The following is a 14,355-nucleotide window of genomic DNA, read 5'->3' on the forward strand; positions in this document are numbered from 1 at the left end:
CCTGGACTGCGCATGGGGCGAGCGCACCCGCCCCGTGAAAGAGTGGGAAAGAGCAAATATTCCGCCCCACCCTGTTCCCGGCCAACACGGGCATGTCGACCGAGTGGAGAAAGGTCAGTTGGTAAGTCTCAGACCTTTACTCCGTATTCGTCGGGGTCGGTAACCAAGGGCAGCGTCCGACCCCTACGCCCCGGGGTGCCGGGGCGTTATTCTTTAGCTACACCCGCTTGTCGCGCCGCAGGTGTTGCACTTCATGCAAGTGCCGTTGCGCACCAGCGTGTAGTTTCCGCATTCGCCACAAGGGTCACCTTCGTAGCCCTGCATCTTGGCTTTGGTGCGGGCGTCCATTCCAGTGGCTACAGCACTTTCCACGACGGGAGCTTCGAAGGCAGCGGCAGTTTCAGCCATACCACCCAGCTCGGCCTTACCCGCGTTGAACACCGCCAGATCTTGCGGCAGGCGCTTGCGCAGGTAGCCGGTTGAGCTGATTTGTTTCAGCACTTCCAAGGACTTGGATGCCGCAGTTTCACTGATCTCTGAGACGTTTGAGACACCTTCCTCCTCACCGCGACCCAAATCATCAAAGCTTGCACCTTCGGGTTTCACATGGGCCAGATCGGTGCGGTCCAGATAAGACACGGCCAGTTCGCGGAAGATATAATCCAGGATCGACGTCGCATTCTTGATCGAATCGTTACCCTGCACCATCCCCGCCGGTTCGAACTTGGTGAAGGTGAAGGCATCAACAAACTCTTCCAACGGCACGCCGTATTGCAGACCAACCGAGACCGCGATGGCAAAGTTGTTCATCATTGCCCGGAAGCCTGCGCCTTCCTTATGCATGTCGATGAAAATCTCGCCCAGCTGACCGTCTTCGAATTCACCTGTCCGCAGGTATACTTTGTGGCCACCAACAATTGCCTTCTGGGTATACCCCTTGCGGCGATGCGGCAGTTTCTCGCGATGGCTGCGGATGATCTCTTTGACCACAACCTTCTCGATCACCTTTTCTGCCAGGACGACGGCCTTTTCCTGCATCGAACCGCTTTCCAGCACTTCTGCCGCTTCATCGTCATCCTCGACCAGTGCAGCCGCCAGCGGCTGCGACAGTTTCGAGCCGTCACGATAAAGCGCGTTGGCCTTCACACCCAACGACCAGCTAAGCTCATAGGCTTTCTGGCAGTCTTCGATGGTCGCGTCATTCGGCATGTTGATCGTTTTTGAGATCGCCCCCGAGATGAAGCTTTGCGCCGCTGCCATCATGGTGATGTGGCTATCAACCCCTAGGAAACGCTTGCCTTTCTTGCCGCACGGGTTCGCGCAGTCGAAGATCGAATAGTGCTCTTCCCTCAGGTGCGGCGCACCTTCCAACGTCATGGTTCCGCAAACGTGGTCGTTGGCTGCCTCGATATCCGCACGGGTAAAGCCCAGATGCCGCAGCAGATCGAAGGTCGGATCGTTCAGTTTGGTCGCCGGGATGCCAAGAACGCCCGTGCAGAAGTCCTCTCCCAGTGTCCATTGGTTGAAGACGAACCGGATGTCGAAGGCGCTTTCCAGCGCGGCGTCCACTTTGGCCAACTCGTTGGGGCCAAAGCCATGACCGGTCAGCGACGTATGGTTGATCCCCGGCGCGTTGCCGATGGTGCCGTGCCCGACCGCATAGCCGACGATCTCTTCGATTTGAGACGAGGAATATCCCAGCTTTTCCAGTGCCGAGGGCACCGAGCGGTTGATGATCTTGAAGTAGCCGCCACCGGCCAGCTTCTTGAATTTGACCAGCGCAAAGTCAGGCTCGATGCCGGTGGTGTCGCAATCCATCACCAGACCGATGGTGCCTGTTGGCGCGATCACGGTGGCCTGCGCGTTGCGATAACCGTTCTTCTCACCAAGGCTCAGCGCTTCATCCCAGGCCGACATGGCCAGATCGACCAGACGTTTATCCGGACAGTTGCCGTGGTCCAGCGGCACCGGCTTCACCGCCAGTTTCTCATAGCCATCCGTCACACCCTGCGACGCGCGGCGGTGGTTGCGGATGACGCGCAGCATGTGGTCGGCGTTGCGCTCATAACCTTTGAACGGGCCAAGCTCACCGGCGATTTCAGCCGAGGTTGCATAAGCCACACCGGTCATGATCGCGGTCAGCGCGCCGCAGATCGCCCGCCCCTCGTCCGAGTCATAGCTGTAGCTCATGTTCATCAGCAGACCGCCGATATTGGCATAACCCAGACCCAGCGTGCGGAAGTCGTAAGACAGCTGGGCGATTTCCTTCGACGGGAACTGCGCCATAGTCACCGAGATTTCCAGCGTCAGTGTCCACAGGCGCGAGGCGTGCATGTAATCGGCCGCCTGGAACTCACCATCCTTGAGGAAGGTCAGCAAATTCATTGACGCAAGGTTGCAGGCCGTGTCGTCAAGGAACATGTATTCCGAGCACGGGTTCGAGCCGCGAATCTCTCCGTCTTTGGGGCATGTGTGCCACTCGTTTACGGTGTCGTGGAACTGAATACCCGGATCGGCACAGGCCCAGGCCGCGTGGCCGACCTTTTCCCACAGATCGCGCGCTTTGACGGTACGGGCGACCTTGCCATCGGTGCGGTTGATCAGTTCCCAATCGGCGTCTTTCTGGACAGCGGTCAGGAACGCGTTTGTCACGCGGATCGAGTTGTTCGAGTTCTGACCCGAGACCGAGCTGTAGGCTTCCGAATCCCAGTCCGTGTCGTAGGTCGGGAATTCGATACTGTCGTGACCCTGCTTGGCGTAATCCAGAACACGCTTGATGTAAGTCTCAGGGATCGCGACCTTTTTCGCCTCACGAACCGCCTTCTTCAACGCGTCGTTTGCGTTGGGATCGTAAGCGTCATCAGCAGACCCGTCCCATGTGCGAATGGCCTCGAAAATGCCGTTCAGCATCTTCTCGTGCATCTTCGATCCGGCAACGATCGAGGCCACTTTCTGCTCTTCAATCACCTTCCATTCGATGAATTTCTCGATGTCTGGGTGATCTGCATCGACGATTACCATCTTTGCTGCCCGACGGGTTGTTCCGCCTGATTTGATCGCGCCAGCGGCGCGGTCGCCGATCTTGAGAAAGCCCATCAGGCCCGAGGACTTGCCGCCACCCGACAGCGCCTCGCCTTCTGCACGCAGATGGCTGAAGTTGGTCCCGGTACCAGAGCCATATTTGAACAGGCGCGCCTCGCGCACCCACAGATCCATGATACCGCCTTCGTTCACCAGATCGTCATCAACGGACTGAATGAAACACGCGTGTGGTTGCGGGTGTTCGTAAGCGGATTTCGATTTGGTCAACTTGCCGGTTTTGTAATCGACATAGTGGTGCCCCTGCGCCGGGCCGTCGATGCCATAGGCCCAGTGCAGGCCGGTGTTGAACCACTGCGGGCTGTTCGGCGCGGCGCGCTGAGTCGCCAACATATAGCGCATCTCATCAAAGTAAGCGCGCGCGTCATCCTCGGTCGAGAAATAGCCACCCTTCCAGCCCCAATACGCCCACGCCCCGGCCAGACGGTCGAAAACTTGCTTCGAGGATGTCTCCCCATCGAACTCAGCGCCATCCGCAGGGACCGAGCGCCACAGGAATTCGGGAACGTCCTTCTCTTTTACTTTTTTCAGCTTGGAAGGAACGCCTGCCTTGCGGAAGTATTTCTGCGCGATCACGTCGCTGGCCACCTGAGACCAGCTTGCGGGCACTTCGATATTGTCGAGACGAAAAACAATTGTACCGTCCGGATTTCGGATTTCAGACGTTGCGGACACAAAATCCAGTTCTGCGTAAGCATCCTGATCTGGTTTGGTAAAACTTCTCTTAATCTTCATGTCCGCAGCCCTGATTAATACAGCTCAATTTTCGATTCCCGACACCAAATCTTGTGTTGCTGGGTGTCGCCCGCAACGCCCAGAGAAGAGCTCGCAAAGGTATTGGTCACTGTCTGAGACAGCTTAAAAACCGCTATTGCGGCTGCACGTTAATCTTTTGTGCTTGTCCGACCCTCGCCCGCTGCCTGTTCCGGTTTGGACACCAGATATTGTGGCACTCTCGTTGGCTCATACAATTTGACGTATGTTACCATAGAAGGTCAACGCCCTTTTTCAGCCATTTTTGAAATCTTTTTTGTTGACCTGAGCGCTACGGAGGCCCGCCCATCCGCAGGTTCCGATTCCTCCACAGCTTCGTCCACGGCAAATTTCCGCCGACATCTCGAAGTCTCAAAACGAATTCCCGTGTTTACCAGCATAGTTATCTGCATTTGATCAACCAATGCCATACTGACTAAGGTGAAAGGGAATCATCTTCACTTGGTCTAACTGACCTGCGATTTGCGCCGGATGGTTCGCTCAGGTGTCAGAAGGTTCAAATGAATGAAGTTGTTCCACTTTATTCCGGCTATCGCCTTCATCGTGGCCTGCACACCACAAGATGTGCCCATCGCGTCACGCAGCGCACAGTTCGAAACCTACCCTCAACGTTTGTTCGATACCTTTGAAATCAATTGTTCAGGCCCTGGTGAATCTTTTGAGAAAACCGGGAAGCAAACTTTTTAATGCAGCGAGTTCTTGCCCCCCAATGCGGCAGCCTACCTGATTCTGAATTATGATGGCGATCCTCAAGACCTCCCTCAAAGTGTCATACGTCTTACATCGACGAAGACAAACGCCGGATATCGCGTGGACGCACAGGTCTTCTTCAATGTGCCGCAAAAAGCCGGCACCGCGGTCGAAGTTCCAGTTGAAAGTAAGATCTTGGACCAAGCCATCAGCGAGCTCTACCAAACAATGGGAGGCTCGCTGACTTAGCTTGATGGAAGTGGTCGGGGCGGCAGGATTCGAACCTACGACCCCCTGTACCCAAAACAGGTGCGCTACCAGACTGCGCCACGCCCCGGACCGTGCGCCTTCCTAACGACGCCAATCTGATTTGAAAAGCCCTAACAGGGCCAAATCGCAGGACCTTGCGAAAAAATTTCATGCTGCATCTGTGTGCCGGGCGCAATTGAGTAGCGTGCGGACAATCCGGCATTGATTTCAAGCACTGCAAAAACGGAATCTCCGCCTTCGATTGGGGTCAGATCACCGGGAATCGCCCCCTCATGCACACGCGTGACCGTGCCAGTGCGATCCACAAAAATCATATCGAGAGGAATCAGGGTGTCCTTCATCCAGAACGCAACCCTTTGCGGTGGATCGAAGACAAACAACATCCCGGATCGATTCGGCAGGGATTCGCGAAGCATCAAACCGTGCGAACGCTCCTCGGGCGTTACTGCCAGCTCGATATCAAATCGAATTGTCGCGCTGTCATTTCTTAAAGTGACACGATCAACGCTGCATGCTGCAAACGCCCCACCCGCACATATCGTGATTAACAGGGTTAAGAGCGTCAGAATCCGTATCATCAAGAACTCAGCCGTCCAGTGCGGCTTCCCAAGCCAGCACTTGTGCCGCCATTCGGCCCCGTTTGCCGTCAATCACCCGCATAGCCAGAGCTTCGCCAGGTTGAAGATCAGCCAGACCGGAACGCCGCAACACTTCGATATGAAGGAAAACGTCTTCGCCGCGGCCAAAGACATTTGCAAAGCCAAAGCCCTTGCCCTTGTCGAACCACTTGACCCGTGCCGCTTCCAACGGAGCGGCGGCAATATCTACCGGGTCAAGCTCGGCAAAATCGGCCAGCATCATCGAGTCGGTCCGCGCCGGAGGATCGATCGCGACGACTTCCACCGCCTGAACGCCTCGGTCGGTGCGGTGCGTCATGATCTCGATCCCGGCACCATCCGCGACAGAGCTTTGACCGAAATTCCGCAGTACATTCACATGCAACAGAATATCTGGGCCGCCTTCGTCGGACACAACGAATCCATATCCCTTGGCAGGATCGAACCATTTCACGTGTCCACGGACGCGATACATATTGTTCAGGTCTTCTGGCACGGTTTTCCCATCGCGAATTTTAGCAGTTCGTTAAGGGTTTGTTGTTTATGGGAACGGCAGGCAAATTCAAGCTGAAAAAACTGTTTACTTTCTGCCCGTTGCATTTCACGACACGCGAACGTCATGGATTCAACCTTTCCACATGCCATGCCGATCCCGGCTCATTACGTTGCCATCTGAACCGGTCATGCAGGCGAAATGCCCCATCGGCCCAGAACTCAATCTCGGTCGGCGTCAGCCGGTACCCGCCCCAAAACGGGGGGCGTGGCGGATTCGGCCCCAGCTTTGCAGTCACTTTCGCCACGTCAGCCATCAGCGCGGTTCGGCTGGAAAGCGGTTGCGATTGCTTTGACGCCCAGGCGCCCAAACGGCTCTTTAGCGATCTCGATGCGTAATACTCATCCGCCTGAGGACCGTTTTCACGCGTTATTGTACCACGAACACGCAGTTGACGCCGCAAAGATTTCCAATGCATCACAAACGCGGCCTTGCCCGCGGCCTCCAACTCTGCCGCCTTCACGCTTTCATAGTTGGTATAGAAAACAAACGAATCCGCTTCGATTTCCTTCAGCAGCACCATACGGGCATTCGGCAACCCATCAGGGTCGACGGTTGCAAGCGCAATCGCATTAGCATCATTCGGTTCTGTCTGTTCAGCCTCGGCAAGCCACCGACCCGCTATTACAAACGGATCAGTGCCAGCAAAGATGCCATCACGCTCGGTCATTTCCATCCCCTGGAAAGTATTAATGTCGAACCTAAGGCGAGAACCCGCTGCGGGCAAGAGCGCACGGCCTTGAAGCAACGCTACCAATGGCATACACCAACTCAACAGATCGCGAAGACAGGCGGAGAACCACACATGTCAAATCAGTTGATGGCCGGCAAACGCGGCCTCATCATGGGACTGGCCAATGACAAATCAATTGCATGGGGAATCGCCCGCGCCTTGTCCGACGCCGGGGCCGAGCTTGCTTTTTCCTATCAGGGCGACGCCCTGAAAAAGCGTGTCGACCCGCTTGCTGCACAATTGGGCAGCGAAATCGTCCTGCCCTGCGACGTGAGCGACGAGGCATCCATCGATGCTCTGTTCACCGCGCTGGAAGAAAAATGGGGCAAGTTGGACTTTATTGTTCATGCCATCGGTTTTTCCGACAAGAACGAGCTGCGCGGTCGCTACGTCGACACCAGCCGGGCGAATTTCAAGCTGACTATGGACGTGTCGGTTTATTCCTTCACCGCCGTTATGCAGCGGGCCGAAAAGATGATGGGCGAAGGCGGCAGCGCCGTCACCCTAACCTATTACGGTGCCGAACAAGTGATGCCTCACTACAACGTTATGGGCGTCGCCAAAGCCGCACTGGAGGCATCGGTGAAATATTTGGCCGAGGATCTGGGTAAGGACGGCATCCGCGTCAACTCGATCTCGGCCGGTCCGATCAAGACCCTGGCTGCCAGCGGCATCGGCGATTTCCGCTATATCATGAAGTGGAACGAGTATAACTCGCCCCTGCGTCGCAACGTGACCATAGACGATGTGGGCAAGTCGGCACTCTATCTGCTGTCAGATCTGTCCAGCGGCGTGACCGGGGAAAACCTGCACGTGGATTCGGGCTATCACATCGTCGGCATGAAAGCCGTTGATGCACCTGATGTAGAAAAGGGCTGAGATCATGAGTGCTAAGGACCGCCTGCCACACGAAAAAGGCTTTCACATCAGCTGGGACCAAATCCATCGCGACTCGCGCGCGCTGGCTTGGCGGCTCGACGGGCAAGGCCCGGACAATGGGGCCTGGCGCGCCGTTGTCGCCATCACACGCGGTGGCATGGCCCCTGCGATGATTGTCAGCCGAGAGCTGGACATTCGCACCGTGGATACCGTCAGCGTAAAGTCTTACCACCATCAGGCTCAGGGTGAGGCCGAAGTGCTGAAAGCGCCCAATCAAGATCTGATGGGCGATGGCACCGGGATTCTGATCATCGACGATCTGGTCGACAGCGGCAAAACGCTGGAACTTGTGCGTGAGTTGTATCCCAACGCCCATTTCGCAACGGTCTATGCCAAACCCAAGGGCCGCCCGATGGTCAATACGTTCATCACCGAGGTCAGCCAGGACACCTGGATCTTCTTCCCCTGGGACATGGCACTGCAATATGTCGAGCCCTATCGCGGTACCGACTGATCCCTTCTTCTGTTCAAAAAACCTCGGAGTGTGGGGCTGAGCCTCGCAATAAAACCGGCACGCCATGACCCAGACTCGTACCAGCGCCACCTTTTCCCCTCCGGTGATGGAGGCGCGGCGATGGCTGGAAGGTGTCAGCTTTCCCGCAGAGCGTCCGCTGATAAACGTCAGCCAGGCCGCACCGGTCGACCCGCCCCCGCTCGCGCTGCGCAAAGCGATGGCCGATTTTGCAGTGCAGGAAGATAGCGCTCATTTGTACGGGCCTGTTTTGGGGAATGACGACCTGCGCACGGAACTGGCGGCCCAGATCGGCGCGCATTACGCGGCACAGGTTGACGTATCTCAGACCGCAATCACCTCGGGCTGCAATCAGGCGTTTTCGGCTGTAGTCTCGGCGATCACCGATGAGGCAGATGAGGTGATTCTGCCAACGCCATGGTATTTCAATCATAAAATGTGGCTGGACATGGTAGGTGTGCGCACAGTGGATTTGCCGACGGGTGACGATCTGTTGCCCGATCCAGAGCTGGCACGTCAGCGGATCACCGGGAAAACGCGCGCCATCGCACTGGTTACGCCCAACAACCCCGGTGGCGTGGAATACCCCGCCGATCTGGTTCGAGCGTTCTATGACCTGGCGCGCGACAACGGGATTCGCTTGATCGTCGACGAAACCTATCGCGATTTCGACAGTCGCAGCGGCCCACCCCACGATCTGTTCCAGCAACCCGCCTGGGATGAGACGCTGATTCACCTCTATTCCTTCTCGAAATCCTATCGCCTGACCGGCCACCGGGTTGGTGCCATAGCAACAAGCCGTTCTCTTTTGGCCGAGGTCGAGAAATTCCTCGACACAGTCGCCATTTGCCCCGGCCAGATCGGCCAGTTCGCGGCCCTTTGGGGAATGCAGAACTTGTCACAATGGCTGGCGGGTGAGCGAGACGAAATTCTCGACCGCAGAGCTGCAATCAAAGATGGAATGCCTGCACTTGAAGCCAAAGGATGGCGTCTTTTAGGGCTTGGGGCGTATTTTGCTTATCTCGAACATCCGTTCGACATGCCTTCGGATGATCTGGCCCGCCGTCTGGTGGCTGAGGCAGGCGTGCTGCTGTTACCCGGTACCATGTTCATGCCCGATCATGATCCCGCCGGAAGACGGCAGGTACGTGTGGCGTTCGCCAATCTCGACCGTGCGGGACTGGGACAATTGTTCGACCGGTTGCAGGGCCTGTCCTTCTAAGCTTGCCCCCCGGCGGTGTGCGTCGTATTCAGGGCCGCAACCGACAGGGCAGAACGCTGCCGCAAAAACAAGAGGGCACTATGGCCGCAGGCGCAAAAAGTCTTTCGAAAACCTTTGTCTGGATTCTGATGGGCCTGCTGATGCTGGGCCTAGCGGGCTTTGGCGCCACCAATCTCAGCGGTACGGTTCGAACCGTCGCGCAAGTGGGCGATGAAAGTGTCTCGGTCGAAGAGTTTGTGCGCGAGTTGCAGCGTGAAATCCGCGCAGTCGAAGCACAATCCGGCCAGCCCTTGCAAATGTCACAGGCGCGTGACCTTGGACTGGATCAGAACGCCCTTGCCCGTCTGACCGCATTGGCGGCTTTGGACAACGAAGTCGGCCAGCTTGGTATTTCCATTGGGGACGAGAATCTGCAGCAAGAGATCGTTGGAATCCAGGCCTTTCAGGGTGTGGACGGCAGCTTTGACCGTGAAGCCTATCGTTTTCAGCTGGAACAGGTTGGCATGACTGATTCCGAGTTTGAAACGGATCTGCGCAAAGAATCGGCGCGCACAATCGTGCAGGGCGCGATCATGGGTGGCGTCGCGATGCCTGCGACTCTGACAGATGCGATGACGGATTACATCGGCGCGCGGCGCAGCTTCACGGTTGCGACCGTGGGCACCGAAGCTCTGGAGGCCCCGGTTGCCGAACCGACCGAGGCGCAAGTTCAGACTTTTTATGATGAAAACGGAGATCAGTTCACCCTGCCCCGCACCAAGCAGCTGACCTATGCGATCCTGTCGCCCGCAATGCTGATCGACAGCGTTGAGGTGGATCAAGAAGCTCTGCGGAAACTCTATGAAGATCGTTCTGACGAATACAATCAACCCGAACGCCGCCTGGTGGAACGCCTGAACTTCCCTGATGAACAGGCCGCCAACGATGCCAAGGCGCAGCTCGAGGTCGGCGGCACCACTTTCGAACAACTGGTTCGCGACCGCGATCTTGAACTGAACGATATCGATCTGGGCGATGTAACCCGTGATGATCTGGGCGAGGCTGCGGATACCGTTTTTGCGGCTGATCTCGATTCTGTTGTCGGCCCCCTGCCTTCGGTATTTGGTCCGGCCCTGTTCCGGATCAACGGATCTCTGGCGGCGAATAATGTGCCTTTTGAGGATGCAGAACCGGCCTTGCGGGAAGAACTGGCAGCCGAGCGCGCGCGCCGCCTGATCGAAGCACAGTCCGAAGACATCAACGATATGCTGGCTGGCGGCGCCACGCTGGAAGAACTGACGGATGAGACCGAAATGGAGCTGGGTCAGATCGACTGGACCCGCGAGAGTTCGGATGATGTCGCTGCCTATGACGGATTCCGCGTCGCCGCCGAGGCGGTGCAGGACGGTGATTTCCCGGAAATCGGCTTCCTCGAAGATGGGTCAATCTTTGCCCTGCGCCTGAATGAGGTTCTGCCGCGCCGCCCCGAGCCGTTGGACAGCGCGCGTGATCGTGTGGCTGCCGCATGGCTTCAGGCCGAAACCAACAAGGCGCTCGAAAATCGGGCGAATGCGGTTCTGACTCAGTTGGCCACAGATGGAGACTTTACAACCACCGGTCTGCCGTTCCGCGTGGAAAACGCCCTGACCCGCACGGCGTTTCTGGATGACGTTCCCGTAGATTTCATGAATGAAGTGTTCCAGATGGAACCTGGCGAGCTGCGCGTCATTGGTGGCAACGGTGCAGCCCTGCTGGTGCGTCTGGACGAGGTTTTGCCACCTGCAGACACGGACGAGCTGCGCCAGCTGCGTGAAGCCCTGTCTGCGCAGATGAATCAGGCCCTGTCACAGAATATTTTCAACGCTTACGTGCGCGATGCACAGACACGCGCGCGCCCGGTCGTCGACCAACAGGCACTGAACGCCGTGCAGGCGAGCTTTTAAACGAGACCGATATGGCCCTGACACCCGAATTCGACACCTTCGCGCGCGCTTATGAAGCGGGCGAAAATCAGGTGGTCTATACACGGCTTGCCGCTGATCTGGACACGCCCGTGTCGCTGATGCTCAAGCTGACCGGCGCGCAAAAAGATGCGTTCATGCTGGAATCCGTGACTGGTGGCGAGGTTCGCGGTCGTTATTCGATCATCGGAATGAAACCCGACCTGATCTGGCGGTGTCGTGGTGAAACATCTGAATTGAACCGCTCAGCCCGGTTCGATGCCGAGGCATTTTCGGCCCAAGATGGCAACCCGATGGACAACCTGCGCGCTTTGCTGGCCGAAAGCCGCATCGACCTGCCCGACGACCTGCCGCAGGCCGCCGCCGGGCTGTTTGGGTATCTGGGCTATGACATGGTGCGGCTGGTGGAATACCTACCGGATGTGAACCCCGATCCTTTGGGACTGCCCGATGCGATCATGCTGCGCCCTTCCGTTATTGCGGTTCTGGACGGTGTCAAAGGTGAGGTAACCGTGGTGTCCCCCGTCTGGGCGTCCGATGGGCAATCGGCCAAGGCTGCCTATGCTCAGGCCGCCGAGCGTGTGATGGATGGGGTACGCGATCTGGAACGTGCCATGCCCGCAGAGACCCGCGATCTGGGGGATGCGCGCGAGGTTGCTCCGCCAGTGTCGAACTTCACCAAATCCGGCTATATGGAAGCGGTTGAAAAGGCCAAGGAGTACATCCGCGCAGGTGATATTTTCCAGGTCGTGCCAGCACAACGTTGGACGCAGGAATTCCCTCTGCCGCCTTTTGCGCTCTACCGTTCGTTGCGGCGCACCAACCCGTCGCCCTTCATGTTCTACTTCAACTTCGGCGGTTTTCAGGTCGTGGGTGCCAGCCCCGAAATTCTGGTGCGTGTGTTTGGCAGTGAAGTCACCATTCGCCCCATTGCAGGCACCCGCCCCCGGGGCGCGACGCCCGAAGAAGACAAGGCAAACGAACTGGATCTGCTGGCCGACAAGAAAGAACTTGCCGAGCATCTGATGCTTCTGGATCTGGGCCGCAACGATACAGGCCGTGTTTCCAAGATCGGCACCGTGCGTCCAACCGAAGAGTTCATCATCGAACGCTACAGCCATGTGATGCATATTGTGTCAAACGTGGTGGGTGAGCTGGCCGAAGACAAAGACGCGCTGGACGCGTTTTTTGCGGGAATGCCAGCGGGAACAGTGTCCGGCGCGCCCAAAGTGCGCGCGATGGAGATTATTGACGAGTTGGAACCCGAAAAACGCGGCATCTATGGCGGTGGCGTCGGATATTTCAGCGCGGGTGGCGACATGGACATGTGTATCGCGCTGCGCACAGCCATCGTGAAAGATCACAAGCTTTATATCCAGGCAGGTGGCGGTGTTGTTTACGACAGTAACCCAGAGGCCGAATTCATGGAAACTGTCCATAAATCCAACGCAATCCGACGAGCGGCGGCAGATGCCGCGCGTTTCACGGGCAACGGAAACAGCTAAACGGAAAAAGGGCGGCAGATCAGAAGATCGCCGCCCTTTTTTCGATACGACTTCGATTTCGCGACGTGCAGATTACTGTACCTGTTTCATCATGACCGCCGAAATCGGAGCCATGGCCACGCGGCTACCCCGGTCTTCCAGCCCCCAAAGCAACAGGGCCGAGATCGTTTCGGGGCGCACCCGACCCAGCATGACCACAGCGCCTTCCTGCCCGGCGCGAAACGCCGCCTGATCCAGGAAACGACGCATGACTTTAGGGTCCTGACGCGCGCCATCTATATCACGGAACACAACACCCGATGGCGTACCGTTTCGGGCTGCCAGTTTCTGCACGGTGTTCAACCCGTTGTCCTGCGTGATCAATCCCCGGCCAGTCCCGGCGGCAATTTCTGCAACCTGATCAGCCAGTTTGCGGTTGCCGTGAATTCCGCTGTTCACCCCTTCCAGAATGCCGACGGTTTCGGGCAGAGTATCCAGCCAGACAGACAGGGAAACCTCGGCATCCTGAGCGGTCGCCGCCTCAGGCAAATCAGCAAGGGCCATGACTTCAAACCCGGCCGCGCGGTGCCGCGCCATCTTTTCCGCTGCATCAGGGTCAGAAGGATTCACGGCAAAGCTGATCGGATATGGAAAATCCTGCAGTGCTTCGGTCCCGAACGCGCCTTCGTCATCGATCAGAATGATGGACATCAACGGTTTGGATTCAGGGTTTTCAAACTTTACCGCATAGCGTTCGATTGGCTTGCCCGATGGTGTTGGTTGTTCTGCCGAGGCTTCCTCGACCACCGGATCACCATCCCGTTCTGTCAATGGAACCACACGTGTTCCAACCGTTGAACTGACGCTTGCCTGCTGTTCACTACCGATCTGGGGCAGTGCTGCGATGCGCGGCAACTTGCGTGGCAAAGTGTCTTCATCCCCTTCCACCGCAATCGGGCTGCTTTCAAACGGGTTTTCCTCTTCGGTATCCGCCGTTTGTGGCAAAGGGTCTTGTTCCGGTTGAAGAAGTGCAACCTCTGTTGTCTCGGGTTCTTCCGTGGGCGGGGTTGGTGTATCGTCGATCACGGCTGGTACAGCTTCGTCCTGCGGAACAGATGGGGCCAGGCTGGGTTCCGGCGGAGCAGCGGGTGCTTCGGTCACAACGGACACTTCAGTTACATCTGCGGCCTCGGGTTCGTCCACGACCTCAGCTGCCTCATCAACAACCGGCTGAGTATCTGACGACGATTCCAGCCCCGATAGATCGGCCAATTCCTCTGTCGCGTCATCGGCGACTTCCAGCGCACTGGGCGCCAGTTCCACCAGATCGGCATCAGAAACCGCTTCGGCCACCTCAGTCGGCGCCTCAGGTGTTTCAGAAATCGTCGGTGCCGGCGCTTGGGTTGAGACAACCGGCGTATTGACCATCGGCGTCTTAAGCGACACGACCACGCCCAAGATCAAAACAACGATCGCCCCAGCGATCATTCCTCCGAAGAATCCGCCCATATTTCCTGCCTTTCGCCTCTTTTCTCTGCCTCGTCCAGCTCTGCGCCATCTGA

11 protein-coding genes and 1 tRNA gene are annotated in these 14,355 nt (G+C 57.3%); 6 read left to right on the forward strand and 6 right to left on the reverse strand.

All coding sequences use genetic code 11. From position 1 onward, the window contains the following. Window positions 1–213: 213 nt before the first annotated feature. Window positions 214–3,834, reverse strand: coding sequence for a vitamin B12-dependent ribonucleotide reductase (locus AC2FJZ_RS17040; RefSeq protein ID WP_496779104.1), 3,621 nt, complete (start codon window positions 3,832–3,834; stop codon window positions 214–216). Window positions 3,835–4,377: 543 nt separating this feature from the next. Here AC2FJZ_RS17040 and AC2FJZ_RS17045 point away from each other — a divergent pair. Further along, window positions 4,378–4,560, forward strand: coding sequence for a hypothetical protein (locus AC2FJZ_RS17045; protein WP_496779106.1), 183 nt, complete (start codon window positions 4,378–4,380; stop codon window positions 4,558–4,560). A gap of 263 nt (window positions 4,561–4,823) precedes the next feature. On the opposite strand, the gene AC2FJZ_RS17050 is transcribed toward AC2FJZ_RS17045, so the two are convergent. The 4 genes from AC2FJZ_RS17050 to pdxH form a co-directional block, all read right to left on the reverse strand. Continuing rightward, window positions 4,824–4,900 (reverse strand) — tRNA-Pro (locus AC2FJZ_RS17050). A gap of 43 nt (window positions 4,901–4,943) precedes the next feature. Continuing rightward, on the reverse strand, window positions 4,944–5,411 hold the full coding sequence (locus tag AC2FJZ_RS17055) for a DUF192 domain-containing protein (RefSeq protein WP_496669761.1): 468 nt from the start codon (window positions 5,409–5,411) through the stop codon (window positions 4,944–4,946). A gap of 7 nt (window positions 5,412–5,418) precedes the next feature. After that, window positions 5,419–5,925: a cold-shock protein gene (locus tag AC2FJZ_RS17060; protein WP_371255944.1), complete on the reverse strand. Its 507-nt coding sequence runs from the start codon at window positions 5,923–5,925 to the stop codon at window positions 5,419–5,421. Window positions 5,926–6,067: 142 nt separating this feature from the next. Then, entirely contained in the window at window positions 6,068–6,673 is a 606-nt protein-coding gene (pdxH, locus tag AC2FJZ_RS17065) for a pyridoxamine 5'-phosphate oxidase (protein WP_496779108.1), read from the reverse strand. A gap of 135 nt (window positions 6,674–6,808) precedes the next feature. On the opposite strand from pdxH, the gene fabI reads away from it, so the two are divergent. The 5 genes from fabI (at window position 6,809) to trpE (ending at window position 12,814) form a co-directional block, all read left to right on the forward strand. Next, on the forward strand, window positions 6,809–7,615 hold the full coding sequence (fabI, locus tag AC2FJZ_RS17070) for an enoyl-ACP reductase FabI (protein WP_050602351.1): 807 nt from the start codon (window positions 6,809–6,811) through the stop codon (window positions 7,613–7,615). Window positions 7,616–7,619: 4 nt separating this feature from the next. Continuing rightward, a complete protein-coding gene (gpt, locus tag AC2FJZ_RS17075; protein ID WP_050602350.1) occupies window positions 7,620–8,129 on the forward strand; it encodes a xanthine phosphoribosyltransferase in 510 nt (169 codons plus the stop codon). A gap of 64 nt (window positions 8,130–8,193) precedes the next feature. Then, a complete protein-coding gene (locus AC2FJZ_RS17080) occupies window positions 8,194–9,369 on the forward strand; it encodes an aminotransferase (protein WP_496779110.1) in 1,176 nt (391 codons plus the stop codon). An 80-nt stretch (window positions 9,370–9,449) separates the two neighbouring features. After that, a complete protein-coding gene (locus tag AC2FJZ_RS17085) occupies window positions 9,450–11,291 on the forward strand; it encodes a peptidylprolyl isomerase (RefSeq protein ID WP_496779112.1) in 1,842 nt (613 codons plus the stop codon). An 11-nt stretch (window positions 11,292–11,302) separates the two neighbouring features. Continuing rightward, window positions 11,303–12,814: an anthranilate synthase component I gene (trpE, locus tag AC2FJZ_RS17090; RefSeq protein WP_050602347.1), complete on the forward strand. Its 1,512-nt coding sequence runs from the start codon at window positions 11,303–11,305 to the stop codon at window positions 12,812–12,814. 72 nt (window positions 12,815–12,886) lie between these two features. On the opposite strand, the gene AC2FJZ_RS17095 is transcribed toward trpE, so the two are convergent. Next, on the reverse strand, window positions 12,887–14,302 hold the full coding sequence (locus tag AC2FJZ_RS17095) for a divergent polysaccharide deacetylase family protein (protein ID WP_496779114.1): 1,416 nt from the start codon (window positions 14,300–14,302) through the stop codon (window positions 12,887–12,889). Window positions 14,303–14,355 lie beyond the last annotated feature (53 nt).

Source organism: Ruegeria sp. CDSA079, assembly GCF_059612245.1.